Origin of the sequence: Streptomyces sp. NPDC000229, assembly GCF_040300825.1 — a bacterium.
Lineage (GTDB): Bacteria > Actinomycetota > Actinomycetes > Streptomycetales > Streptomycetaceae > Streptomyces.
The window spans coordinates 1-25,750 of sequence record NZ_JBEPEL010000059.1 but is presented as its reverse complement, the minus strand read 5'-3'; the positions used below and the strand labels follow the sequence as shown (position 1 = coordinate 25,750).

The following is a 25,750-nucleotide window of genomic DNA, read 5'->3' as shown; positions in this document are numbered from 1 at the left end:
CAGGGCTCGGACCGGGCCCAGGGACGTCAGAGGGCTTCGTCACTCCATTGGTCGAGGAGGGCGTCGGCAGACCCGCCGGGTTCCGCCACACCGCCGTCGAGGGATTGTTCGGTCCAGATGACCTTGCCCTCGGGGGTGTAGCGAGTGCCCCAGCGTTCGGCGTACTGGGCGACGAGGAACAGTCCACGACCGCCCTCGTCGGTGGCCTTGGCCCGGCGTAGGTGGGGGGAGGTGCTGCTGCCGTCGGAGACCTCGCAGATCAGGTTGCGGCCGCGCAGAAGCCGGACGGTGATCGGATCGCCGCCGTAGCGGACGGCGTTGGTGATCAGCTCGCTGAGGATGAGTTCGGTGGCGAAGGAGATGTCCTCCAGCCCCCAGTCCGCCAGGCGGCGGGCGCATGCGGTGCGGACCGGGGCCACCGCGGCCGGGTCGCGGGGTACGTCCCACTCGGCGAAGTCCGCGGGGTCGAGGCGGCGCGTGCGGGCCACCAGCAGCACGATGTCGTCGCTCGGCTGGGCGGGCAGCATGGCCTCGACCACCGCGGCACACGTGTCCTCCGGTGTGCGGTCGGCCCCGGTCAGGGCAGTACGCAGGGCTTCCAGCCCGTCGTCGAGGTCGCGGCCGCGGTCCTCGAAGAGCCCGTCGGTGTAGAGCACCAGCTTGGAGCCCTCGGGCGGGGTCAGCTCAGCGCTTTCGAGGGGCAACCCGGCGCCCAGGCCCAGTGGCGGGGCGACCGGCATGCGGGGAAAGGTGACGTTCCCGTCGGGGTGGACGACCGCGGGCCCGGGGTGACCGGCGGTGGCGGCGGCCACCCGCCCGGAGACCGGGTCGTAGACGGCGTACAGACACGTGGCGCCGGTGATCCCCTGACCGTCCTGCTCCTCGGCGGCCTCCTCGTTCGTGTCGATGTGGGCCACCAGCTCGTCCAGGTGGCTCAGCAGTTCGTCGGGGGGCAGGTCCAGGGTGGAGAAGTTGTGCACGGCGGTGCGCAGCCGGCCCATGGTGGCCGCGGCGTGCAGTCCGTGGCCGACGACGTCGCCGACCACCAGTGCCACCCGGGCGCCGGACAGCGGGATGACGTCGAACCAGTCACCGCCCACCCCGGCCCGGGCCGGCAGGTAGCGGTAGGCCGCTTCCAGGGCGTTGTGCTCGGGTATCCCCCGGGGCAGGAGGCTGCGTTGCAGGGTGACCGCCATGGTGTGCTCGCGGGTGTAGCGGCGGGCGTTGTCGATCGCGACGGCCGCCCGGGCCGCCAGTTCCTCGGCGAAGGACTTGTCCTCCTCCTCGAACGGTGGTGAGGCGCTCACCCGCCAGAAGTTCGCCACTCCCAGCAGCACGCCCCGCGCCCGCATCGGCACCGCGACGAGGGAGTGGGGGCCCCGGTCCATCACCCGCGGCGCACGCTCGGGGTCCTGGTCGGCCCGCAAGTCGTCGGAGGCCCTCGGACCGGTCTCCAGGACTGCCCCGCCGCTCACCATCGCGGCGGCGACGGGACCGGTGGGCGCGAAGCGGACCAGCTCGCCGACGGGAAGGGAGCGGCCCCCTTCCGGGCCGTGGACGGCGGTACGGCGCAACTCGGTGCTCGTCCCGGGTGGTGGCTCCTCGCCCCGCAGGACGGCGTCCAGCAGTTCCACGGTGACGACGTCGGCGAACTGGGGTACGGACACCTGTGCCAGTTCCTCGGCGGTGCGCGTCACGTCCAGGGTGGCGCCCACCCGCAGGCCCGCGTCGTACAGCAGCTTCAGCCGCTCCCGCGCGACCTCCGCCCGGCCGGTGACCGTCGCCAGCTCCGTGGTGTCCCGCAGCGTCACCACGCTGCCGGGCCGGCCCCCGTACGGAGCCGTGGGCCGTGTGTTCACCGCCAGCAGCCGGCCCCCGGCCAGACACACCGCGTCCGTGACGGGGTCGCCCGAGGACAGCAGCCGCGCCGTCTCGCCGTCCAGGCCCAGCTCCGTCACCGGGCGCCGCTCCGCGTCGGCCGGCAGGTCCAGCAGCCGCCGCGCCTCGTCGTTCGCCAGCAGCACCCGGCCGTCCGCGCCGGTGATCAGCACGCCTTCCCGCACGGCGTGCAGCACCGCGTCGTGGTGCTCGTACATCCGGGTCATTTCCGCCGGGCCCATGCCGTGCGTCTGCCGCCGCAGCCGTCGTGACACCAGTGCGGTCCCGGCCGTGGAGAGCACCAGCGCGGCCGCGCCGGCGCCGAGGATGAGCGGCAGCTGCCGTTCGACCAGGTCGCTCACGTTCTCCACCGTGATCCCGGCGGACACCAGGCCGACGACGGAGCCGTCGGCACCGACCACCGGGACCACCGCCTGCACGGCCGTGCCGGTGCCCGCGGGCAGTGGCGGCCCGCCGGCCCGCTCGACGACGGTGCGGCCTTCGAGCGCCGGCTGAATGGTGCCGACGAATTTCTTCCCGATCTCCTTCGGGTCGGGGTAGGTGAGGCGGATGCCGTCGGTGGTCATGACGAGGAGGAAGTCGACGCCGGCCGTCTTGCGGGCCGCCTCGGCACGAGGTTGCAGGATGGCCGTCGGATTCCGGCTGTTCAGGGCTTCGGCCGTGCCGGGGGCGTTCGCGAACGACTGGGCCGCCGTCACCGACAGGCGCTCGGCCTCCCTCCCGCTCGCACGGTTGGCCTGGATCACCACGGCCGTCACCGCGGCCGCGACCAGCAGGAGCACGATCACGACCTGCAACAGGAACACCTGCCCGGCGGCGGTGCGCAGGCTCAGCAGGGAGCGCAGCCCTGACGTGGAACCACGACGCGAGCCGTCGGACTCGCGTCGTCCGAAGCGGTCTCGTGACCGATGGTTCGGGCGGAAAGGCCCGTTTCCCTTCCTGGCCAATTGCTCCATCGCTTTCCACACCGGAGGAGAGGTGCCGGCAGACCCGTACCACGGGCGTGGTGCGGTGGCTTCCCCCTTTCCGCCGCCCGCACACGGTCCACGGGCTGCCCGGTCCCGTGCGAAGGCCGCTCCCGCGCCGGCCTCGTCGGCCGGCGCCGTGCCGCACTCATCCATTGTCGGTGACTTCCAGAGCCGATGCGCGAGTACCGCGATCAGGGAGTGGCCGGATTCAGGCGGCGGTGACCGGGAAATGATCGGTTGTGGTCATCCCCGTTCATGACGTGAATCCGGCGCGCCGCGTCCCCTGGGTGACGTACGCGCTGATCGTCGCCAACCTCGTGGTCTTCCTGCGTACCCCCGGCGCGGCCGGTTCGGTGACCGGTGAGAGCGGGCTGGTGCAGTTGTGCCGCCTCGAGGCGTTCCTGGACCAGTGGGCGGCCGTGCCCCGAGAGCTGATCCACGACCGCCTGCCGCACCTGGTACCCACGGGCGGGGTGGGCGTGGGCCCGTCGGGCCCGGGCTGTGTGGTCGGCCCGCCCGCCTACGACAAGTCACCGCCGCTGTCCGCCCTGACCGCGATGTTCCTGCACGGCAGCTGGCTGCATCTGCTCGGCAACATGCTGTTCCTGTGGATCTTCGGAGACAACGTCGAGGACCGCCTCGGCCATGTGCGCTACCTGCTGTTCTACGGCGTCTGCGGTTTCGCCGCCACGTACGGTTACGCGCTGGTCAACGCCGACTCGGGAGCTCCGCTGATCGGCGCGTCGGGTGCGGTCGCCGGTGCCCTGGGCGCCTACCTGGTGCTGTTTCCGAGGGCCAGGGTCTGGGTGCTGGTGCCCTTCCTGATCTTCCTGCCGTTGCGCCTGCCCGCCTGGTCGGTGCTGGGACTCTGGTTCGGCCTTCAAGCGGTGTACTCGTACGGGGCGGCTGTCTCCCAGGCGGGCACCGTGGCGTATGTGGCGCATGTGATCGGTTTTGTGGCGGGCATGCTGATCGCCTGGCCGTTGCGCCGGGGCACGCCGCCGCCACCCGAGCCCCAGGGCATGCTGTGGGGCAGACAGGCGCGGCCGGGCACGCCCTGGGGGGCCGGGTGAGGACCGTCCGTCCCATGATCGCCCAGCTCGCGCGGCGTGGCCTGCCCGCGCCCGTCCGGCTCGGCGACTCGGCGTACAAGGCCCCGCGCCCTGCCGGAGGACGAGGACGTCTGGGCCCTTCGCTCTTCGGCGGAGAGGACGACACCGTGGTGCCCGTCGCCCCGTTGACGACCTGGGCCGGCGGCTCGGAACAGTTGCTCGGGCAGCAGCTGTTCCCGGGCTGTCACTTCTTCTTCCAGGGGCCAGGGGCCTCGTTCGTCGCGTCCGCTGCGGGCGCGCGGGACGGGGCAAGCGGCCCGCTCACCCCGCCCCGTCCAGAGGGCCGTGCCAGTCGAGGCATACCACCAGCGCGTCGTCGTCCAGCGGCGTCTCGCCGTGATAGGTGGCGAGTTCGTGAAGTACGGCGCCCGGTACCTGGGGCGCGGGAAGCAGGCGTGTGGCGGTGAGCGAGCGAGCCAGGGCCCGTTCTCCGTACCGCTCCCCCACCGAGGAGGGCACGTCGTACACCCCGTCGCTGGCGAACAGCAGCCGATCACCGGCTCGCACCGTGAAGTGCTGCGGCGTATACACGCTGTCCTCGAACATGCCCAGCGGCAACTGCCCTTCGAACTGGAGCGGCTGTACCTCGCCCGACCGCATTTGCCACGCCCGGGGTGACCCCGCGTCGACGACCTCGACCTGCCCCGTGGCGAGAGTGAAACGGAGCAGGAGGACCGACACATGGCTGCGGCCCTGGTACTGGGCGTAGATGGCTTGGTCGGCCAGGGTGGCCTGGCCCGCGAGGTCGAGGCCGGCACGGCGTGCGTTGCGCAGTGCGTTGACGGCGAGGTTCGTCAGGAGCGCGGCGTCGATTCCTTCCCCCATGCCGTTCATGATGGTGAGGGTCAGGTGATCGGCGGAGACGGACCAGTCGTAGTTGTCGCCGAGGATGGCATAGGCGGGCTCCAGGTGGGCACCGAGGGAGAACTCCGTGCGGGAGCAGGCGCGCCCCGGCAAGAGCTGCCACTGCATCTCGGCGGCCAGGGTGAGACGGGCGGCGCGCCTGGCCAGTGCGTAGAGATCGGTGTCCCGCTCGGCGACCAGGATCTCGTGGCCGAGCGCCTCGCAGATGTGCTGCATTTCGGGCAGCACGGACTCTACGGCCGGCTCCTCCGGCAGGCTTATCGACAGAACGCCCATCCGGTCGCCGCGGATGGTGACGGGCAGGTGCACGTCGACCTTGCCGGTCGAGCCCTCGGACACGATGTACGGCTCTTGCGACCCGAAGGCACGGCCCTGCGGGCTGTCGTAGATGGACACCGGGTCGGTGGCCCATGGCACCCGCTCGACGGCTTGGAGTGACCGCATGCCGTAGTCGGCCAGTCGCAGCTCCACCCGGTCGGCTCCGTACAGCTCGGTCAACGCGACCGTCACGATCTCGAGAAGGGTGTGAGGCGCGCCGGCCCGCAGGGCCAGGTCGACGGCAGCGATTCTGTCCACGGCTTACCGCTTTCCTCAAGCTCCGGAGCGCCGTTCTGGCCGGGTACGCCCTACCTGGGCCGGCTCTCCTTACTGGTGTCAGCACCAGTCTAGATCCACAGGAACGTCGGTTCTCGGCGCGATCGGCCGGGCGGAGCGGAGCGGAGGAGCAGCCCCCTGAACCGGCACCGGTCCCACGAGACGGGTCGGCGTCGGGATGAGGCGCGAGGGTGGTCTGAAAGCGGTGCGGTGACGACGCCACCGCACCGCCGAGTCAGCGTCTCCGAGCCCGGCCGGCCCAGCCGCTGCCGACGCCGGCCACGTGCAAAGCCAGCAGCCCCAGCCCGATCAGCATGATGTTGCTGGAGGAGAAGACGTCGTTGGTCGTGATCTGCCCAGCATTGATCACGAACGCGATGAAGAACAGTACCGCCGCTGCTATGCCCAGCATGGGTGTCCCTTCCGTAGTAGTGACACCCATGTGCCCCGAACCGTCGGCCGCATACGCGGCGGGGCGGGACACGAGGCCGGTCACCCGCCGTCCTCCGAGCAGCCGCCGCGGCGCGGGCTCGGATTCGGGCTCGGCGGACAGGGCGTTGACCCGCGTAGGCACCGGGCGGCCACGGCCACGGTACGGCGTGGCCGCTATGCCTTGCGCCTTGTGCATTACGCCTTGTGGGAGGGGGACCGCATCGCCCCCCGGGAGTGGCCGCCCTCGTGTGTGTGGTCGGTGAGTCGGGCGGCACGGGTGTTCGCCCAGCGCTCGCGGTGGTCGCTCAGCAGACACAGGGAGGCGATGAGGACGGCGAGGACGAGGAAGGCCGTGGCGAGAGCCAGGGTGGGCGCGATACGGGCGATGTCCATTGAGCCTCCGTGGTTGGTGCACTCCTGCCGGCCGAGTGCGCGGATACCCGTGATTGCTTCGTCGACACGGCCCAGCCGCTGAGCGCCCCATGCCGTCCCCGTATCCCCCTGCGACCTGCCCACTTGACCGGCACGACCGCCCGAGAAGGACATTGACGCCGGACAGACGACCCCGTCGGCCCAGCGCCCGATACGACTAGGTCCACCGCAACAGGGAACAGGAGTACGTCTGCGGGCAAAGCGCCATCGTGCACAAGAGACGGGAGAGTGACATGACCACCGGGCCGCTCAGGGACGACCAGAGCGCGTTTCATCCCGAAGTCGCCGAAGGTCTCACCGCTCGTTTCGACGGGGACATCGGCAATGTCACCGACGCACGACTGGCGGCAGGCCTGTTCCTCGACACGCTCGCGCACTCCGATCCGCCCACGGCACCGGAAAGCCGGGACGACGTCCTGCTGGTCGTCACGGAGCTGGCATCCAACACCATCCAGTACGCTCCGGGGCCCTTCATGGTGCGCGTACGTCGTACCTTCGACGGAGTGCACGTGGCTGTCTGGGACAGTAACCCCGATCCGCCCGCGCCCCAGCCCTGCCGGCCGAGCCAGGGGGCAGGCGGGCTCGGCTGGCACATCGTTCACGCTCTCGCCCGGGAAGTCAGCGTGCTGCCGGAGCGGGGCGGCAAAGAGATCCATGCGTTTCTGCCGTGGTAGATCCGAATGGGCAGCGTGGTACGTCCCGGGCACATCTCCTGCTGACGTCTGCGCGTGGACGCGGATGGCGCGTGCGCGCCGCCTTGCGGCCATCCGCTCCCCAGGCCCCCGGAGACAGGTCGGCGTCGCTCTTCCAAGGCCTCGGCGGCGCTGGCGGGCAGAGCGCCGAGATCCCTTTCGGAGTGTGCCTGGGGCGCCGACGAGCACCGACCGGGACTCCTGTCCGCGGTCGCGGTCGCACCGGTCGGCCGGAGAGTGATCGTGCCGGCCAGGCAGTGATCGTTACTGACGGCCGTGCCAGTCGAGGCAGACGACCATGGCGTCGTCCTGGGCGTCGATCGGCCCTCGGTGTCCGGCGAGTTCCTGGAGCACCGCCCGGGGCACCTGCGAGGGGGGAAGCAGGCGGGTGGCGGTCATGGCACGGGTGAGGGCTCTCTCGCTGTAGCGCTCTCCGGCCGGTGAGGCGACGTCGTAGACCCCGTCGCTGATGAAGAACAGGCGGTCGCCGGGCAGTACGGTGAACGGCTGAGCCGTGTAAATGGTGTCTTCGAACATGCCGAGCGGAAGTTGCGCGTCGAGTTCGATCGGTTCGGCCTTGCCCTGTCTCAGGCGCCACATCCGCGGCGATCCGGCGTCCACGATCTCCACCTGCCCGGTCGCGAGGTCGAAGCTCAGGAGGAGGACGGAGAGGTGGGCGGCTCCGTGGTAGTAGCCGTAGATGGCTTGGTCGGCGAGGAAGGCCTGGTCGGTGAGTGACAGTCCGGCCCGGCGGGCGTTGCGCAGTGCGTTGACGGCGAGATTGGTGAGAAGAGCGGCTTCGATGCCTTCTCCCATGCCGTTGGTGACGGTGAGGGTCAGGTGGTCGGCGGAGGTGGACCAGTCGAAGTTGTCACCGTAGATCGCATAGGCGGGCTCGAGCTGGGCGCCGATCTCGTACTCGGGCCGTGTGCAGGAGCGGCCGGGCAGCAGATGCCACTGCATTTCGGCGGCGAGGGTGAGTCGGGTCGCCCGGCGGGCCTGGAGGTACAAGTCGGTGTCGCGTTCGGCCACGACGATCTCGTGGCCCAGGATTTCCGCGATGTCCTGCAGTTCCTGCTGGGTCTGCGGCGTGTAGTGGACCTCGGGGAGGCAGACCGTGAGGACGCCGATTCGGTCCCCGCGGACGCTGACGGGGAAATGCGCGATCACCACCTCGGTGGCGCGCGCGGGTCTCTCCACGTGGGGGCGCTGGGACCCGAAGGCGCGTCCGGGAGCGCTGGCGTGGACGGGTACGGGCTCAGCGGTGTAAGGGAGGGCGTTGACGGGTTGCAGTATGGTCATCGCGTAATCGGCCATGAGCAGGTCGACGGAGGCGGCCGTGTAGTGGGTGACGAGCGCGTCCCGCACCGCTTCGAAGAGGGCGTGGGGAGGAGCTCCGCGCAGCGCGCGTTCCACAGCCGAGAATCTGTCCACCGTTCGATTACCACCTGTTCAGGAAAGAATGAACAAAAGGAGCGGATGGCCTCTTATGTCTCAGAGACTGACAAGGCCGTTGCAAAGTGTCACAGTTGAGGGCATGCATTCCGAGACTTCTCCAGGCGCCGACCGGGATGCTGCCGCACATGCCGCCCGAGAGGTCATCGAGCTGCTTGAGGTGCTGTGGAACAAGGGTCGGGACATGGCATCGCCGGCACCGGTGTCCTCCTCGCAGCTGCGTGTGCTGTTCATCCTGGACCGGGACCAGCCGATCAATCTGCGCACCCTTGGCGAGGTGCTCGGATCGGCGCCGTCCTCGGTGAGCCGGATGTGTGATCGCCTGGCCGCGTTGGGTTTCGTCGAACGGTCTCCGAGCTCGGCCAGTCGGCGGGAGCTCGAGCTGCGCCTGTCGAGCCGCGGGGACAGCTACCTGAAGGACCTGCGCGCCCGCCGCGAAACCGCGCTCCTCGACGTCATCTCCGCCATGCCACCGGCGGAGCGCGCAGCACTCGCGGACGGCCTGAGCAGTTTCCGCCTTGCCGTCGAAAACGCCGCCTCGGAAGCCGCTGGTGACGCAGCGGAGTCTGCCTGACCCTCGGACAGGGTCGGCACGTCGTCCGCTTCACAGGTTCACCTGCCTTTGTTCTCGAGCGTGCGACCGGAGGTCGGGGCCGCAGACGGACCCGCATCACGTAAGGGTGTTTCCTCCGACGTACAGTTGTCAAACGGCAACAGTTTCCATGGTCTAAGTGATTGACGCCCGCAGGAATCGATGCCTGGCGGGTCCGCACCCGTTCCGCGGGTTCCAGGGGCTTCAGCGCTCGATCACCGCCCTGCGCAGTCGCTCACGCGCGATGTCACACGCTTCCTTGACGGCTTTGAGCTGAGCCGCGGACTGCGGGAGGGCAGCGGCGACAGTCCTCGCACAGTGAGCCCGCAGGCCCTCCACCGCTTCCGCGCCCGCCGAGGTGAGCACGAGCCGCGCCCTGCGGCGGTCACCCGCATGGGAGCGCCGGGCCAGCAGCCCCGCGCTCTCCAGGCGCCCGCACAGACGGCTGGCCGAAGCCGGAGCGATGCCCAACGCCCTCCCCAGCTCGGCGAGCCCCAGCGTCGCGGACCTCTCGACCGCCGCCAGAGCGCGCAGCGTCAGGCGAGGAGCGGGGGCGGGAGCATGCACGTCCGCATACTCACACAGAGCGACCAGCGCGGCTGCCGCTTCCGCTACGTCGGCGTCTGGCCGGGCCGTCGCCCTGGCCCCTTGCCCGCCTGTCCCGGGTGTCTCTGCGTCCCTGTCGCTCATTTACCGCTCGGGGTGGGTTCCTGCCTGTTTGCTTCCGTCCTGGTGCCCTGCACCGGCGGCGACATGCCTGCCTCCGCGGGTTTCGGCGGCCCTCAGAGGCGGGGTACATTTGCCGCGCGGCAACTATTGCGAAGGTGGAGGGAAATGAACGCCGGAGAGCCAGAGGCTCGCGTCCATGTCCTCGCGGCCTTGCGGGAGCAGCCCGAGAAGGTGGCCGATCGTTGGGTGCAGCTGCAGTTGGAGCAGGCCGCGCTCGGACACGGGATGACCGAGGCCGAGCTTCGTGAGGAGGCTGACGCACTCGTCGACGCGCTGCGTTCCGGCCTGGAGAGCGACCAGCCGGCGGAACGTCTTGTCCCTACCCAGCGGGTGTTGCACCAAGCGATCATCGAGCTGTCTCTCCGCCGGGCCCGGAACGGGGCCACGCCCACGGCGACGTCCCTCGCCGTGCTGGCTCTGAAGGAGGCACTGCTCGAGGCGGTACAGCACTCCACTCGCGAGGCCGACGCTCTCTACTCAACTGCGCTGCTGGTCAACCGGCTTCTGGACACCGCCGGCGCCCTGTCGTTCGAGACTTATGCGGAGGGGCGCGAGGAGATCATCCGCAGGCAGAACCGCCAGCTGCTCGAGGTGTCCACCCCTGTGGTGCGCCTGTGGGACAGGATCTTGGCGGTACCCCTCATCGGTACGCTCGACACGACGCGCACCCAAGTCGTCATGGAGAACCTCTTGGAGGCGATCCAGCGGGACGAGGCTCAGGTAGCGATCATCGACATCACCGGTGTCCCCACCGTGGACACCGCGGTGGCCCACCACCTGATGCAGACCGTCAATGCGGTACGCCTCATGGGGGCGGACTGCCTGATCAGTGGCATCCGCCCGCCGATCGCCCAGATCATCGCCGAGTTGGGCATCGACCTGTCCACGATTCTCACCCGGGCGACACTCGCTGACGCACTGGCCACCGCGATGGTCCTGACCGAGCAGCCTGCCCGGCAGGCCGGTTCCGCGGCGACCCGGTGAGCGCCCGCGTCGGCGCAGGCGTACCCGTCCTGCGCCTGGGCGATGTCCTGGTGACGGGCCTGCTCAGCGAGCTCGACGACGAGTACGCCATAGCCTGCACCGGTGAACCGACCGAAGGGGTTGCCGATGCTCCCCCATGGTGACCTGGACGAAACGCCGCCCACCACGTCCTCCGCCTCTGCGGAACCGGAACACAGCGACACCGTCACCGCGCAGCCCCTGCGCTCCGAGGAGGACCTGCTGGCCCTACGGCATGCGGTGCGGGCCGCCACGCTGCGCGTCGGCTTCGGCCTGGTGGACCAGACCCGGGTCGTCACCGCCGCCAGTGAACTGGCACGCAACGCCTACGTCCACGGGCGCGGCGGTACCTTCGAGCTCAAGACCGTTCAAAGCGCCGGCCGGATCGGACTGCAGCTGTCGGTGACCGATGAGGGGCCCGGGATCCCGGACCTCGACACGGCCTTCATCGACGGGTACACCACCGGATCCGGTCTCGGCCATGGGCTGGGCGGCGCTCGCCGTCTCATGGACGAATTCCACGTCCGGACCACACCGGGACAGGGAACCACCATCGTCGCGGTGCGCTGGGACTCGCGCCCGTGACCCCTGCCCCGGGATGCCGAGTCTCCAACCGGCCGCCGCCGGAAACGGCATGGTCGTCGTCGGCGTCGACCGGGGGCCGGTCATCGCCGCCATTGGCCTGAGTCTCACCGGCGGACACACCGCCACCCACACGCTGGGCGCCGGCCTGGAGGACCGGACTGGTCCTCGACGGCCTGGGACACGGCCCCGAAGCCGCGACAGCCGTCCAGCGGGCGGTCACCCACGCCCTGCACCCCGACGACACGCTCGCCCAGGCGGTCCGCCTCACCCGGTGACCGGCACGCCGTGCTGGCCATGGGCCCAGGCATAGGGGCGGGGCGCCACCATCCGGTGTCGCCCCGCCCTCACCATCCACCGTCACATGGCCGGAGTGCCGTAATAGCCACCGATCACGCGGTGGTACTCCGGGTCGTCGAGGTGCTTGTCCTGGTCGAAGTCGGGAGCGTTCTTGACCTGCTCCCGCGTGCGGCCGACGAAGACCGTGTGCGTTTCCAGATTGATCTCGGTCACCGTGCCGGCCGGCAGCAGCACGCGCTTGCCGAAGATCCACGGACCGGTGTCGACGACGAGATACGCCGAGCCGACCTCGTCGGAGTGCTTGTCGACCTTGCCGATGTTCCCGTCGGTCGCTTCCACCTCGTAGCCCACGAGCAGGGCTCCGTCCACGTGCCCCGCGGCCGGGTGATACTCCCAGATGTTCTCGCTCATGAGTGCTTTCCTTCGCGTCCCTGAAAGGCCCGGATGAACAGCGTGCGCGTTGTTCGCTCCTGGTGCCCCGGACCCCGGATTCCACATGTCCCCCGAAGGGATGAGGAGGGATGAGGAGTGTCTCGGGCACCCAGTTGAACGGGCGCAGGTGTGGATGTGTGGCGGGACGGGCATACGGGCGGCAGGACCCCGCCGTGTCTCCCCCGTCGCGGCGGGGTCTCTCGCTGCCCTGCCCCGGGGTGACACCTCCCGGCCCGGTGACGGTCCGATCGAATGTCTGAATTCTCACTCTTGTAACTGTTTCCACCTGTTTATTGATAAGTGGGAAGTTTCACAGTCCGGTGCCGTGGCGCCTGGACGACAGATGCTGCCTCCACGGACTGCCCCGCCACACAAGGGGTACTTGCGGCGTCCACCGGTGTCGGGATTCGGCCAGTCACGCGCGCATCATGCCCTGGAGCCCGATTGCCCATGCGATGCCGCGTGGGTTAGCCTTCAGCGTATTTGTCATACGGCAATGGTTAAGTGTCGAAAGAATGGCATGGGGCCGCCCGCTCGGGGTGTGCGTCTGCTCGGTCTTTTCGTCGTGGCATCTGAGTGGAACGAGGTTGGTCATGGCTGAGACGGCGGTCGAGGATTCGCGTTCAGTGCCGCGGTCACGGTCTCCCCGCGGGGGCGCCAAGGTGGGCGAGTCGGAGCTCCGGCAGTTGCTCGCCGGTCTTACGGCGGTACGCGACGGGGACTTCGGCACCCGCCTTCCCGACGAGGGAGACGGGCTGATCGGAGAGATCGCCACCGTCTTCAACGGCATGGTGGACCAGTTGTCCTTGTTCACGTCCGAAGTGACCCGTGTGGCCCGCGAGGTGGGCACTGAGGGCACATTGGGCGGGCAGGCCGTGGTCCCTGGCGTCTCCGGCACATGGGCGGACCTCACCGACTCGGTGAACGCCATGGCGGGCAATCTCACGACCCAGGTCCGGGACATCGCCCAGGTCGCCACCGCAGTGGCCAAGGGGGACCTGTCCCAGAAGGTCGACGTGGACGCGCGCGGCGAGATCCTCGAGCTGAAGGAGACCGTCAACACGATGGTCGACCAGCTCTCCGCCTTCGCCGACGAAGTCACCCGTGTCGCCCGCGAGGTCGGCAGCGAGGGCCGGCTGGGCGGCCAGGCCCAGGTACCGGGCGTCGGTGGCGTCTGGCGGGATCTGACCGACTCGGTCAACTTCATGGCCGGCAACCTCACCGACCAGGTACGCAATATCGCTCAGGTGACGACGGCCGTTGCCCAGGGCGACCTGTCCCAGAAGATCACCGTCAACGCGCGCGGTGAAATCCTGGAGCTCAAGAACACCATCAACACCATGGTCGACCAGCTCTCCTCGTTCGCCGACGAGGTCACCCGCATGGCGCGCGAAGTGGGCACGGAAGGGATCCTGGGCGGCCAGGCCGACGTCAAGGGCGTGTCCGGCACATGGCGGGACCTGACCGACTCGGTGAACTTCATGGCGGGCAACCTCACCGCCCAGGTCCGCTCCATCGCGCAGGTGGCCACAGCCGTGGCCAAGGGTGACTTGTCACAGAAGATCACGGTCACGGCTCGCGGCGAGATCCTGGAGCTGAAGGAGACCATCAACACCATGGTCGACCAGCTCTCCGGCTTCGCCGACGAAGTCACCCGCGTCGCCCGCGAGGTCGGCACCGAGGGCCGGCTCGGCGGGCAGGCCGACGTCAAGGGCGTCTCGGGTACGTGGAAGGACCTCACCGAGTCGGTCAACGTGATGGCCGACAACCTGACGGCCCAGGTACGTTCGATCGCCGAAGTCACCACCGCGGTGGCCCAGGGCGACCTGTCGCAGAAGATCCGGGTCGACGCGCGCGGCGAGATCCTGGAGCTGAAGGAGACCATCAACACGATGGTCGACCAGCTCTCCGCCTTCGCCGACGAAGTCACCCGCGTGGCCCGCGAGGTCGGCACCGAGGGGAATCTCGGTGGGCAGGCCACGGTGCGCGGGGTGTCGGGCACCTGGAAGGACCTGACGGACAACGTCAATGTGATGGCGTCGAACCTCACAGGACAGGTCCGTTCGATCGCGCAGGTGGCCGCGGCAGTGGCGCGGGGCGATCTCTCGCAGAAGATCACCGTCGAGGCGAAGGGTGAAGTGGCCGCTCTGGCGGGGGTCATCAACACCATGGTGGGCACGCTCTCCGCCTTCGCCGACGAGGTCACCCGCGTGGCGCGCGAGGTCGGTACGGAGGGCATCCTCGGCGGGCAGGCCCGGGTCCCCAACGTGGCCGGCACCTGGAAGGACCTGACCGACAACGTCAACTCGATGGCGAACAACCTGACCGGCCAGGTACGCAACATCGCCCTCGTCACCACCGCCGTCGCCAACGGTGATCTGTCGAAGAAGATCGACGTCGACGCCCGGGGCGAGATCCTGGAGCTGAAGACCACGATCAACACGATGGTCGACCAGCTCTCCTCGTTCGCCGCCGAAGTCACCCGCGTCGCCCGCGAAGTGGGCAGCGAGGGCCGGCTGGGCGGCCAGGCCGAGGTCGAGGGTGTCTCCGGGACGTGGAAGCGCCTGACGGAGAACGTCAACGAGCTGGCCGGGAACCTGACCCGGCAGGTACGTGCGATCGCGGAGGTCGCGAGCGCGGTGGCCGAGGGCGATCTGACCCGCTCCATCACGGTCGACGCCTCCGGTGAGGTCTCCGAACTCAAGGACAACATCAACTCCATGGTGGAGTCGCTGCGCGAGACGACCCGGGCGAACCAGGAGCAGGACTGGCTGAAGTCCAACCTGGCACGGATCTCCGAACTGATGCAGGGTCACCGGGACCTCGCTGTGGTGGCGGAGCTGGTGATGGACGAGCTGACTCCGCTGGTGTCGGCCCAGTACGGGGCCTTTTACCTGGCCGAGGAGACCACCGACGGCACCGAGCTCACGTTGGTCGGTTCCTACGGCCGTCCGGCGGGCCTCACGGGGCAGGTCCGCTTCAGACTGGGTGAGTCCTTGGTGGGTCAGGCGGCACGCAGCCGGCGGACCATCATGGCCGAGCGGGTGCCCGCGGATTACGTCACCGTCTCGTCCGGGCTCGGACAGTCCGCGCCGGGCAGCCTGGTCGTGCTGCCGATCGTGGTCGAGGACCAGGTCCTGGGCGTGATCGAGCTGGCGTCGTTCTCGCCCTTCACCGCGGTGCACCGGGCCTTCCTCGAGCAGTTGATGGAGACGCTGGGCGTCAATGTGAACACGATCGTCGCCAATGCCCGCACCGACGAGCTGCTGGAAGAGTCCCAGCGGCTGACCGCCGAACTCCAGGTCCGCTCGGAGGAACTGCAGGTGCAGCAGGACGAGCTGCAGCGTTCCAACGCCGAGCTGGAGGAGAAGGCCGCGCTGCTGGCCGCGCAGAACCGCGACATCGAGACCAAGAACCTCGAGATCGAGCAGGCCCGGCAGGAGCTGGAAGTAAGGGCCCAGCAGCTCGCGCTGGCGTCCAAGTACAAGTCGGAGTTCCTGGCCAACATGAGCCATGAGCTGCGTACACCGCTCAACAGTCTGCTCATCCTGGCGCAGTTGCTGGCACAGAACCCCACGCGCAACCTGACCCCGAAACAGGTGGAGTACGCGGGCATCATCCATTCGGCCGGGTCCGATCTGATGCAGCTGATCAACGACATCCTGGATCTGTCCAAGGTCGAGGCCGGGAAGATGGACATCAACCCTGAGCGGGTTCCGCTGCGGCAGCTGCTCGAGTACGTCGAAGCCACCTTCCGGCCGATGACGACACAGAAGAGTCTTGAGTTCACCATCAGCACTGCCCCGGGCGTCCCGGCCGATTTGCTGACGGACGACTCACGGCTGCGGCAGGTGCTGCGCAACCTGCTGTCCAACGCGGTCAAGTTCACCGAGCACGGCAGCGTCGAACTGCGTATCGAAGTGGCTGCCGAAGAGGAGCTTCCTCCTTCCGTGCACCGCGGTGAGCCGGTGCTGGCGTTCCGTGTCAAGGACACCGGCATCGGTATCGCCGAGCACCAGCTGGAGGCGATCTTCGGTGCCTTCCAGCAGGCTGACGGCACGACCAGCCGCAAGTACGGGGGCACCGGCCTGGGGCTGTCCATCAGCCGGGAGATCGCCCATCTGCTGGGCGGTGCGGTGACCGCCGCAAGCACTCCCGCGAAGGGCAGTACGTTCACTCTCTACCTGCCGGTCGAGGGGGCCGACTGGGAGGCCGGTGCCGTCGCCGGAGGAGCCGCACAGCCGGCAGCGGCTGAAGGTGCCGGCAGGGCCGCGCTCGGCCAGGCGGCGACCCGGCCGATCCCGGCGCCTCGCCAGAAGCGTCGGTTGCTGGTCGTCGAGGAGCGCACTCGCGGTCTGCTCTCCCTGGTCGCCGAGAGCGCCGTCGCCGATCTGTCCGGGAACCAGGACCTTCCCAAGCACATGGCGGACATCGAGGTCATCACCGCCGTAGGTGCGCAGGAGGCGGCCGAGAGCCTGGCCGCCGGGCCCTTCCACTGCGTCGTCCTGGAACTGGACATGCCCAAGGACGAGGCGCTGCGGTTCCTGGACGCCATGGACGGTGACGCCGCGGTGACGACCGTGCCCGTCCTCGCACACAACAGCCGCCGCCTGGAGCCGGCGCAGGAAGAGAGGCTGCAGAGCCGTTCGGCCAGCCGGCCGCTGGAACTGATTTCCAGCCTTGACGAGCTCCGCGAGCGGATCGCCCTGCACCTGTCCGCCGAGGAGCCGGGGGACGTACTGCCGTTGGTACGCCCTGAAGAGACGCGCCAGCAGCCCCCGGAGCCCGTCGACGGGACACTTGCCGGGCACACCGTGCTGGTGGTGGACGACGACGCCCGCAACCTGTACGCCATCAGCGGCATCCTGGAAGTGCACGGCATGAAGGTCCTTCATGCCGAGAACGGCCGCAGAGGCATCGAGACACTGCGCGAGCACCCCGAGATCGACCTGATCCTGATGGACGTGATGATGCCCGAGATGGACGGCTACGCCGCCACGTCCGCGATCAGGGAGGATCCCGCCTACGCGGCGCTGCCCATCATCGCGGTCACGGCCAAGGCCATGCCGGGAGACCGGGAGAAGAGCCTTGCCTCGGGGGCGAGTGACTACGTCACCAAGCCCGTGGACGCCAACGACCTCATCGCCTGCATCGGGCACTGGCTGACCGTCCGATGAGTGGTGCGGGCCGGTCGGTCCAGCAGCCCTCCTACCTCCCCTTGCCCGCAGACCGAGGAGTCAGCAGCACAGTGAGCACTCCTGAGCACGTCGAAGAGTCCGTCGCCGACGACGGGCCGCTGACGCCTGCTCGCCCGGGCCCGGAGCACTCCCCCGCCCCGTCTCCGGCGGAAGGAGCCGCAGACGCCGTGCCGGCCAATGGGCCGTCGGCGCCGGCCACTCCCCCGGCGACCGACGACGGCTCGCCGACCGTGCCGGTGCCCTCACCTCGTCCCGGGGCCCGGCCGGCTGCCGCGAGTGTGCCGAGTGAAGCCGCCACCGAGCAGTTCACCTCGGCGTCCCAGGTACGGGAAGAGGGCACCGGCCTGGGCAGGCTGGCGGCGACGGTGGAGAGGCTGCGCAACGAGATCCGCGCAGCGCAGGCTGCGGCCGACGGTCGCGGTCTGATCGAACTGGCGAAGGGCGTGCTGATCGAACGGCTCCAGTGCGGGCCCGCCATGGCTGCCCAGCAACTGGCAGATCTGGCCGACGAGTCGGGTGTTTCCCAGCTGGAGCTGGCAGCGGACATCGTCAACCAGGCAGCGCGTGACCACGTCACCGAAGTGGCCAACGATTTCGTCCAGCGAACGACCGGTGGGACGAGCGGTGGGACGAGCGCCGCGGAAGACAGCGCATCCGTCGGTGTGCGTCTGCGTACGGCTGAAAGCGGTGCCCTCGCGGCGGGAGACACCCAGGCGGTTGCCGAGTCGCTCCTGGAACACGCCCTGACGCCACTGGGCGCCAGCGCCGTCGCCGTGTGGACGGCGGGTTCGGACGCCTCGTTGACCCTCGCGGGCCATGCCGGGTTTCCCACGGACGAGGCGGGCCGCTGGCGCTATGTACCGCCCGGTGTGTCGACGCTGGCCCGCCAGGCGCTGGCCGAGCGGAAACCCGTGCGAGTCGCCTCCTGGCCCGCGGCGGGACTGCCTTCGATCGGCTGGGCACAGAACCCGCGGGGTGGCCGTGTGGCGCTCCCGGCCGGGACCGGCGGCCGCGTCCACGGCATTCTGGAGATCTGCTGGCCGGGTCCCCTGGAACCTCACCCGCCGCAGATCGTGCGTCAGCTCGAGGCGCTGGCCGAACTGTGCGCTCATACCCTTGAGGGCCGGTCGGGTGCGACCACCTCCCCCGGCGGGAGTGCCTGGATGCCCACGCCGGACCTCAGCGAGCTGGTCGATCTCGCGGAAGGACTGTACGACCCCGCGCTGGTCCTGATTCCGTTCCTCGAACCCGACGGTCGTCTCGCCGACTTCCGGATCCATCACGCGAACAGTCACTTCATCGATCCCGCAGGTCGTCCCCGCAGCGCTGTGAACGGAGCGCTGCTGCTCGAGGCCTACCCCATGGCCGTCGGCGGCAGTGAACTCTTCGAGAAGATAGAGCGGGTCTACGCGACCGGTGAGCCGTTTCGTGCCCAGCGGATGACTCTGACCGCGCTGGTCGACCAGGTGCCTCTCGCCGCCGTCGCCGACATCAGTGTCAGTCGCCACGGCAGCAGCGTGCTTCTCATCTGGCGCGTCGAGGACGAGACGGCTCGTCTGGCGAGCCTCCTCCAGCACGCTCAACGTCTGGGCAGGATCGGCGGCTTCGAGGAGAACGTCGCCACCGGACAGATCACCTGGAACGACCAGCTGTTCGACCTCTACGGCCGGTCCCACAACACCAGCCCCGTGCCCCTGGAGGAGCTGACCGCCCACGCCCACCCGGACGACGCCGTGACCATCGGCCGTTTCCTGCGGGCCGTCCTGCACCACAGACGGCCGGCGTCCGCGGCCTTCCGGCTCCAGCGCCCGGACGGTGTCACCCGGCACATTCGCGTGATCGCCGAGCCGGTCCTCGACGCCGACCACCGCATGCTGGCGGTGCGGGGCGCCTACCAGGACATCTCCGCACAGCACTGGACCGAAGTGGCCCTGGCCGCAACCCGCGACCAGCTGGCGCACACGGAGCAGCAGGCTGTTGAGCGCAACCGCATGACCCTGCAGTTGCAGCACGCCATCATGCCGCCGACGCAGGCTCCGCTGGACAGTCCGGGGCTGCAGATCGCGGTGCGTTACCGCCCGGCCGAGTCGGAGTCCATGGTGGGCGGTGACTGGTACGACGCCGTCGTTCTGCCCTCCAAGAAGATCATGCTGTGCGTGGGAGACGTGGCCGGACACGGCATTGAGGCCGCGACCAGCATGGTGGTGCTGCGAAACGCCATGCGGGGTCTGGCTGTCACCGGCGCCGGGCCGGGTCAGCTGCTGGCCTGGCTCAACACGGTGGCTCACTACCTGACCGAGCACGTGACGGCCACAGCGGTTTGCGGTTTGTACGATCCCGAGCAGCACACCTTGCGCTGGGCCCGGGCAGGACACCTCCCGCCTGTCCTCATCCGGGGCCAGAAGGCAACCACGCTGCGCACGGTCAGCGGGGTACTCCTCGGTGCTCTTTCAGAGACCGCCTACGAGGAGGAGGAGCTGCAGATGGAGCCCGGTGACACCCTGCTCATGTACACCGATGGGCTGGTCGAGCGCAGGGACCAGTCGGTCCAGGACTCCCTGGCCCAGCTGCTGACCAACGCCCGTATACCGACCACGACGCTGGAGCAGCGGCTCGACGGGCTGCTGACGCACAGCAAGTCGGACACCGACGACGACACCTGTCTCATCGGCATCCAGGTGCTGTGACACATGTGCTGCGTGCGCTTCGCCGCGGCATCATGGCGCCGGTGTCCGTGCCCCGTTCAGCACCGACCGAAGAAGGTGATCCGGCACAACGGCCGCTGACGACGACGGCCGATGACGCATGCCTGTTCCTGCTCCCCGCAGCCGGCCCCGGGGCCGGGCGCGGTGCTTCGACCTCGTCGGCGATGCCGTATGCGTACGGCCCGTCCTTCGCCGGCCGTGGGTCCGGCGAGGAGCCTTCGGGTCGCCTCGGCTGGGCCGTGACCGGCCGTGGGCATAGGCTGGGCCGAATGCTTAGGTCAGCGCCGCGGGGGGAATGCCCCGAGCGCGTCATAGCTGCGAGGTTCTTGCCCAGCCGTACGAGGAGGAGTCCCTGTGTCTCAGCGACTGACAAGGCCGTTGCGAAGTGTCACAGTTGAGGGCATGCATTCCGAGACTTCTCCAGACGCGGACCGGGATGCTGCCGCGCGGGCCGCCCGAGAGGTCATCGAGCTGCTCGAAGTGCTCTGGAACAAGGGCCGCGACACCACGTCGCCGGCGCCGGTCTCGACCTCGCAGTTGCGGGTCCTGTACATCCTGGAGCGCGACCAGCCGATGAATCTGCGCGCTCTCGGTGAGGTGCTCGGATCTGCGCCGCCCTCGGTGAGCCGGATGTGCGACCGCCTCGACGCGCTGGGTTTCGTGGAGCGCTCCCCCAGCTCGGCCAGTCGGCGAGAGCTGGAGCTGCGACTGACGAGCCGCGGGGGAAGCTACCTCAAGGACCTGCGTGCCCGCCGCGAAACCGCGCTGCTCGACGTCATCTCGGCCATGCCCCCCGCGGAGCGCACAGCGCTGGCGGCCGGGCTGAGCAGCTTCCGCCTCGCCGTCGGAGCAACCAGTACGCAGGGAGGCGAAGGCGGCAGCGGCACGACGTCGTCTTCCGAATCCGCCTGAGCCGCAGCCGCAGCATGGCTCCGAGCCCACGTTCCCCTCCCCGGGAGAACACTGCTCACGGCCCCGGGCCGGGGTCGGGGTGAATCGGTTCGGTGATGCCGGCGCGGGCCGCTTCCAGCTGGGCGGCGAAGGCGACGCCCAGGAAGAGGGCGATGCCGGTCACGTTCGCCCACAGCAGGAGGGCGACGAAGGCGGTCAGCGGGCCGTACACCGCTCCGAACGATCCGCTGTTGTTGACGTAGAACGCGAGCAGCCATGTCGCGGCCACCCACAGGAGCAGATGGATGCCGGAGCCGAAGATGAGCCAGGTGTAGCCCGGCTGGTCACGGCGAGGAGCCCAACGGAAGATCACAGCCGAGGCGACGGCGGCGAGGAGGATCCCGAGGGGCAGGTGGACGTGATGCCACCAGGTGAGCAGAGACGGCGACCAGTGCAGCGCCTGGACGACAGCCTGCCCGATCCCCCGCCCTGCGACCATCGCGAGGAACCCTCCTCCGAGCGGCAGGCCGGCGCACAGCGCGAGAAGCACGCCTCTGCCGTACTTGACGGGAAAGGGACGGTCACGCTCGATGCCATAGATGCGGTTGCATCCGCGTTCGATCTGCCCCATCGCCGCTGCGAGGTTGACCACGGCGAAGCCGAGGCCCAGCCACATGGCCATGGCGCCGGCGGTGTCCGCGCCCGCGCTGCGCCGGGTGTCGGAGAGCGCCTGCCGCACCAGCCCGGTGCTGGTGCCGGGAATGATCTGGGCCAGGGCCAGTTCAATGGCTTGCCCCGCGTTTTCCGTGTGCATGGTCGTGGCGATCCCCACCAGCGCGATGGTGAACGGCACGATCCCGAGTACGACCTGGTAGCCAAGGGAGCGGGCGAAACTGAACCCGTCGGCGTAGCGAAAACGTGCGAAGGCGTCGACGAGCAGCTTCCGTCCACCGTAGTGCCGCAACGCGGAGAACGCTTCGTCGCCGGAGAGTTCCTCGCCGACCATGTCCCGCGTCTGCGGTACATGCACTACCGTTCCCATCGATCCTCCCCGGGGCTGAGACAGGGCCGGCGAACGGCGGTGTTCGGACTCGTCACGTGGGTGCTCATCGGGCTCAGCCGCCAGGAGTGGCACATGGCGCGGGGCGGTCTGTCGGGTGCGGCACGTCGGTCCGGACGGACGGGTCCGGAACACGGGTCGGTCGGCTCCGTCCCGGTCGCCCGGGGCGGAGCCGGTTGTTCAGGACGGCCCGCTGCGCAGCGGGCCTCGTCCGGGCGCCTCAGTCAGTGGTGAGCATTCCCGCACGCAGCCGCGCCAGGATACGGGTCAGCAGTCGCGACACGTGCATCTGTGACACACCGAGGCGTTCGCCGATTTGCGCCTGGGTGAGCTCTTCGACGAAGCGGAGGTGCAGGATGCGGCGGTCGCGGTCCTCGAGCGTGTCGAGGAGCGGGGCCAGCGTCTGGAAGTTCTCCACGAGCTCCATGGCCGGGTCCTCCGCGCCGATGAAGTCGGCCAAGGCGGCGTCGTCGTCCTCACCGCTGTGGAGCGCCGCGTCAAGGGACGTGGAGTTGTAGCCGTTGGAGGCCAGCCGCGCCTCGATGACCTCATCCTCGGAGAGGCTCATCAGGTCAGCCAGTTCGCCGACCGTCGGGGCACGGCCGAGGCGGGTGCTGAGCTCCTCGGTCGCCTTGGCGAGCTCGACGCGAGCCTCCTGAAGGCGCCGCGGCACGTGCACGGCCCACGATGTGTCACGGAAGAACCGCTTGATCTCGCCGACGATGTAGGGCACGGCGAAGGTGGGGAACTCGACTTCCCGGGAGAGCTCGAACCGGTCGATCGCCTTGATCAGCCCGATCATGCCGACTTGGACGATGTCTTCCATCTGGTCCCCGCGGCTGCGGAACCTTCCGGCGGCATAGCGCACGAGCGACATGTTCATTTCGATGAGGGTGTTCCGGGCGTACTGGTACTCCGGTGTGCCCTCTTCCAGAACGGTCAGCCGGTCGAAGAACATCCTCGACAGGGTGCGGGCGTCCTTCGGCGCAAGCTTCTCGGGGTCCGCGACCACCGGCAGCTCTGCGACACCCGCCTGCGTCATCGCTCTGACAGCCACCGAAGTCGTCATCGTCCTGTCCCCTCCCACGTCACCACAGCCCTCGCCGGTCCCGGCGAGTCAGTGAGGCGCGCCTACCCCGTCCCGGAGGTCTCATGCATATGTCTTTTGCGAGGTGTGCCGGTACCTGCGGGCGGTGCGCTGCGGGCGAAGGCTAGGAGGAGGCTGCCAGGTCCTCGGCCATGCGCTGGAACTGTCCCAGGTCGTAGTTGGCCAGTGTCTTGTCGAGATTGGTCAGGGCGCCAAGGTGTTCGACGAACCCGTCGGGCTCGTATTCCAGCTGGATGGTGACACGGCTGGTGGTGTCACTCAGCCGGTGGAAGGTGACCACACCTGCGTGCTGAGTGCCGGCGATCACCTTCCAGGCGATCCGTTCCTCCGGGATGACCTCGGTCAGTTCAGCGGTGAAGTACTTGTCCACGCCGGGCAGGGTCAGCCACCACGTGAACCGGCGCTCGTCGATCCGGTCGACACGTTTGACGTGCGTGAGGAACTGCGGCCACCTCGTCACATCGCTCCACAGCTTCCAGATCAGTGAAACGGGGGCCTTCACGTCCACTGTTTCGACCAGCGAAGACGACATGGGAGGAGCTCCTTTCCGATGGGGTGACGACGCAGTGCGGCACGACCACTGAGGTGTAGCCCGTCTACCCCCGAGGGGCCGGCCAATGCCCGCGAGGCGGCGTCGGCCGAGCAGTCGGCGGCAACTCGGCCGGGAGCCGGAGCGGGCACCACGAGCGTCCGAGTCCGGCGGGCTTCCATGCCGGGTCCGGTCACAGGAAACGTCGGATGGGGCTGACGGCCCACTCCAGGGCGCGCTGGAAGCCAGGGCGGCGTTTCCACCGGGAGAGCGTGATCGGCCGGCTGTGGGTGAGGTCTTCGTCGAAGTGGCGGTCGAGGGTGGCCGTGAACGCCTCGTCCAGTACGGCGAGCATCACTTCCTCGTCGTGGTCCATGGAGCGGCGGTTGAAGTTGGTGGACCCGATCAGGGACGCGACGTCGTCAACGGTGATGATCTTGGCGTGCATCATGGTGGGCTGGTACTGGCGGATGTCGACGCCGGCTGCGAGGAGGTCGCTGTAATGGCGTTGCCCGGCCAGTTGGCTGGCTCGCTGGTCCGTGTGCCGGCCGGGCAGCAGTATCTCCACGGTGACACCGCGGCGGGCGGTGGCGCAGAGGAGGTCGATGAAGTACTTGTCGGGAGCGAAGTAGGCGGTGGCGAGGCGGAAGCGCTTCTGCGCGGAGGTGAGCATGATGCGGATGAGGGTCTGCATGTCCTGCCAGCCGATACTGGCGGAGCCTCGCACCACCTGGACGATGGCGTCGCCGTGCTGTGTGTGCTCGGTGAACCGGTCGCGGTCGTCGAAGAGTTCGGCGTGGCATTCCGCCCAGTTCTGGGCGAACGCCGCGGCGATTCCGTCCACGGCGGGGCCCCGGACCTGGACATGGGTGTCACGCCACTCGTCCGGGTTGCGGGCGTCGCCACACCATTCCCGGGCTATCCCGACTCCGCCGGTGAATGCGGTGTGCTCGTCGACGACCAGCGCCTTGCGATGGCAGCGGTGGTTCTGCTTGAAGGGCGAGAGCCGCAGGGGCTTGCGGAACCAGGCGATCTGGACACCTGCCGAGTCCATCTCGTCGAGCAGGTCCGTCTCTATCTGCCGGGCGCCGAAGCCGTCGAGCAGCAGCCGTACCCTCACTCCGGCCCGCGCACGGGCGGCGAGGGCCGTGGCGAACTCACGAGCGATCTCTCCGCGCCAGTAGACGAAGGTCATCATGTCGATGGTGTGCTCGGCGTTGCGGATGGATTCCAGCATCGCGGGGAAGATCTCGTCGCCGTTGCGCAGAGGACGGAGCTGGTTGCCTTCGGTGGCGGCAACTCCTATCAGGCGTTCCAGCCGCCGCCGTAGGCGCTGCTTGCGTTCCTGGGCGGTCGTTTTGATCGTCATCGCGGTACGCTCCGCGCCATCAGGTCTGAGGGGATCGATGACGCTCATGCTGACTCTCCGGAGTGGCTTGCGGTCCTGGGCTGCCGCGTGGTGCGGCCTTGGACACGCATTCGGGTGGGGGCTGACCCAGCCCACGTTCCCCTGCCGGCGGGGTTCCACGCCGCCAAGGACGCCCTGAGCGTCGGAAGGCCGCCAGGAGGGCCCCCTGCCCGTCGCAGCCGCGGCGCTGAGCCTCCGCGAGGTCCAGGCCGTGTCCGGACCGCGCTCGCGGTACCGGCCGTGCGTGTCGTCACTCTTGCGCAACCCGGCCACATCCGCCACTGCACCATACGGCCGCGCACCATCTACGGAGACGACGATGCCGAAGGAGGCAACCCTCACAACCGTGCCAGTCACCTTGGAGCCGATTGGGAATTTCCGCCTGGCGGCCGTCCATTCGCCATCCGTCATCTGTGCCATTCCCTTTCGTAGGGGTTCAGCCGGCCGAACATGCTGTTCGGGATCGGCACTTCCACCTCGGGGCCCAGCTCGAAACGGTTGACGACCTTGCCGAGCGGGTTCACGCCTGCCCGTCGGAGGTCCGGACACCGACCGGCTGCCGGAAGAGTTCGGACGTCATGTCGTCGAAGTCGACCCAGCGGGCTCGCGCCTCCCGGACGAGCACTTCGCCGACGTACGCACCGAGCTCTTGGAGGATGGGTGCGACGTCGTCGGGGGCGATCCCGCCCAGCCGGGCCATCAGCAGGGCGACGTCGTCCCTGCGGCCGCCACGGGCGCCCAGCGCCCGGATGATCGCGTCGCAGGC

At 69.0% G+C, this 25,750-nt stretch carries 21 protein-coding genes; 9 read left to right on the top strand and 12 right to left on the bottom strand.

What is annotated here, in order from left to right; translation table 11 throughout:
- Positions 1-26 precede the first annotated feature (26 nt).
- Positions 27-2,855 (bottom strand): SpoIIE family protein phosphatase, encoded by a 2,829-nt coding sequence (locus ABT360_RS25010; protein WP_444852322.1) that lies wholly within the window; start codon positions 2,853-2,855, stop codon positions 27-29.
- Between the two features lie 251 nt (positions 2,856-3,106).
- Here ABT360_RS25010 and ABT360_RS25005 point away from each other — a divergent pair, with 251 nt between their 5' ends.
- Entirely contained in the window at positions 3,107-3,940 is an 834-nt protein-coding gene (locus ABT360_RS25005; protein ID WP_351820607.1) for a rhomboid family intramembrane serine protease, read from the top strand.
- 300 nt (positions 3,941-4,240) lie between these two features.
- On the opposite strand, the gene ABT360_RS25000 is transcribed toward ABT360_RS25005, so the two are convergent.
- The 3 genes from ABT360_RS25000 to ABT360_RS24990 all read right to left on the bottom strand — a co-directional run bounded on the left by ABT360_RS25000 (position 4,241) and on the right by ABT360_RS24990 (position 6,262).
- Complete coding sequence (locus ABT360_RS25000) at positions 4,241-5,419, bottom strand: PP2C family protein-serine/threonine phosphatase (protein ID WP_351820604.1); 1,179 nt, start codon at positions 5,417-5,419, stop codon at positions 4,241-4,243.
- A gap of 253 nt (positions 5,420-5,672) precedes the next feature.
- Entirely contained in the window at positions 5,673-5,849 is a 177-nt protein-coding gene (locus ABT360_RS24995; protein WP_351820602.1) for a hypothetical protein, read from the bottom strand.
- Positions 5,850-6,064: 215 nt separating this feature from the next.
- Entirely contained in the window at positions 6,065-6,262 is a 198-nt protein-coding gene (locus ABT360_RS24990; RefSeq protein ID WP_351820600.1) for a hypothetical protein, read from the bottom strand.
- Between the two features lie 272 nt (positions 6,263-6,534).
- Here ABT360_RS24990 and ABT360_RS24985 point away from each other — a divergent pair, with 272 nt between their 5' ends.
- Positions 6,535-6,975 (top strand): ATP-binding protein, encoded by a 441-nt coding sequence (locus ABT360_RS24985; protein WP_351820598.1) that lies wholly within the window; start codon positions 6,535-6,537, stop codon positions 6,973-6,975.
- A 282-nt stretch (positions 6,976-7,257) separates the two neighbouring features.
- Here the strand turns inward: ABT360_RS24985 and ABT360_RS24980 are convergent, their stop codons facing one another.
- On the bottom strand, positions 7,258-8,427 hold the full coding sequence (locus ABT360_RS24980) for a PP2C family protein-serine/threonine phosphatase (RefSeq protein WP_351820596.1): 1,170 nt from the start codon (positions 8,425-8,427) through the stop codon (positions 7,258-7,260).
- Between the two features lie 103 nt (positions 8,428-8,530).
- Between ABT360_RS24980 and ABT360_RS24975 the strand changes: the two genes are divergently transcribed.
- On the top strand, positions 8,531-9,022 hold the full coding sequence (locus tag ABT360_RS24975) for a MarR family winged helix-turn-helix transcriptional regulator (protein ID WP_351820593.1): 492 nt from the start codon (positions 8,531-8,533) through the stop codon (positions 9,020-9,022).
- Positions 9,023-9,244: 222 nt separating this feature from the next.
- On the opposite strand, the gene ABT360_RS24970 is transcribed toward ABT360_RS24975, so the two are convergent.
- The gene (locus ABT360_RS24970; protein WP_351820590.1) at positions 9,245-9,607 is read right to left on the bottom strand and encodes a MarR family transcriptional regulator; all 363 of its coding nucleotides are present in this window, start codon (positions 9,605-9,607) and stop codon (positions 9,245-9,247) included.
- A 267-nt stretch (positions 9,608-9,874) separates the two neighbouring features.
- Between ABT360_RS24970 and ABT360_RS24965 the strand changes: the two genes are divergently transcribed.
- The 3 genes from ABT360_RS24965 to ABT360_RS24955 are packed head-to-tail and all read left to right on the top strand — an operon-like array spanning position 9,875 to position 11,356.
- Positions 9,875-10,753 carry an STAS domain-containing protein gene (locus tag ABT360_RS24965; protein ID WP_351820587.1) on the top strand — a complete coding sequence of 293 codons (879 nt, stop codon included), beginning with the start codon at positions 9,875-9,877 and terminating at the stop codon, positions 10,751-10,753.
- Positions 10,750-10,896 carry a hypothetical protein gene (locus ABT360_RS24960; protein WP_444852321.1) on the top strand — a complete coding sequence of 49 codons (147 nt, stop codon included), beginning with the start codon at positions 10,750-10,752 and terminating at the stop codon, positions 10,894-10,896. Before ABT360_RS24965 ends, ABT360_RS24960 begins: the two co-directional genes overlap by 4 nt.
- Positions 10,880-11,356, top strand: a complete 477-nt coding sequence (locus tag ABT360_RS24955) for an anti-sigma regulatory factor (RefSeq protein WP_351820584.1) — start codon at positions 10,880-10,882, stop codon at positions 11,354-11,356. The genes ABT360_RS24960 and ABT360_RS24955 overlap by 17 nt, the downstream gene beginning before the upstream one ends.
- A gap of 357 nt (positions 11,357-11,713) precedes the next feature.
- On the opposite strand, the gene ABT360_RS24950 is transcribed toward ABT360_RS24955, so the two are convergent.
- Positions 11,714-12,064, bottom strand: a complete 351-nt coding sequence (locus ABT360_RS24950; RefSeq protein WP_351820581.1) for a PRC-barrel domain containing protein — start codon at positions 12,062-12,064, stop codon at positions 11,714-11,716.
- Between the two features lie 683 nt (positions 12,065-12,747).
- On the opposite strand from ABT360_RS24950, the gene ABT360_RS24945 reads away from it, so the two are divergent.
- From ABT360_RS24945 to ABT360_RS24935, 3 genes are all read left to right on the top strand, one after another.
- On the top strand, positions 12,748-17,262 hold the full coding sequence (locus ABT360_RS24945) for a HAMP domain-containing protein (protein WP_351820578.1): 4,515 nt from the start codon (positions 12,748-12,750) through the stop codon (positions 17,260-17,262).
- A gap of 71 nt (positions 17,263-17,333) precedes the next feature.
- Positions 17,334-19,970 carry a SpoIIE family protein phosphatase gene (locus ABT360_RS24940; RefSeq protein WP_444852320.1) on the top strand — a complete coding sequence of 879 codons (2,637 nt, stop codon included), beginning with the start codon at positions 17,334-17,336 and terminating at the stop codon, positions 19,968-19,970.
- A 420-nt stretch (positions 19,971-20,390) separates the two neighbouring features.
- On the top strand, positions 20,391-20,900 hold the full coding sequence (locus ABT360_RS24935) for a MarR family winged helix-turn-helix transcriptional regulator (RefSeq protein ID WP_351820575.1): 510 nt from the start codon (positions 20,391-20,393) through the stop codon (positions 20,898-20,900).
- Positions 20,901-20,955: 55 nt separating this feature from the next.
- Here the strand turns inward: ABT360_RS24935 and ABT360_RS24930 are convergent, their stop codons facing one another.
- The 5 genes from ABT360_RS24930 to ABT360_RS24910 all read right to left on the bottom strand — a co-directional run.
- Positions 20,956-21,921: a YihY/virulence factor BrkB family protein gene (locus ABT360_RS24930; RefSeq protein WP_351820669.1), complete on the bottom strand. Its 966-nt coding sequence runs from the start codon at positions 21,919-21,921 to the stop codon at positions 20,956-20,958.
- Positions 21,922-22,159: 238 nt separating this feature from the next.
- Complete coding sequence (locus ABT360_RS24925; RefSeq protein ID WP_351820572.1) at positions 22,160-23,008, bottom strand: RNA polymerase sigma factor SigF; 849 nt, start codon at positions 23,006-23,008, stop codon at positions 22,160-22,162.
- 142 nt (positions 23,009-23,150) lie between these two features.
- Complete coding sequence (locus ABT360_RS24920; RefSeq protein ID WP_351820570.1) at positions 23,151-23,579, bottom strand: SRPBCC family protein; 429 nt, start codon at positions 23,577-23,579, stop codon at positions 23,151-23,153.
- Positions 23,580-23,769: 190 nt separating this feature from the next.
- The gene (locus ABT360_RS24915; protein WP_351820568.1) at positions 23,770-24,945 is read right to left on the bottom strand and encodes a phospholipase D-like domain-containing protein; all 1,176 of its coding nucleotides are present in this window, start codon (positions 24,943-24,945) and stop codon (positions 23,770-23,772) included.
- 559 nt (positions 24,946-25,504) lie between these two features.
- Positions 25,505-25,750 (bottom strand): hypothetical protein (locus ABT360_RS24910; protein WP_351820565.1); only part of this gene is annotated, 246 nt, incomplete at its 5' end.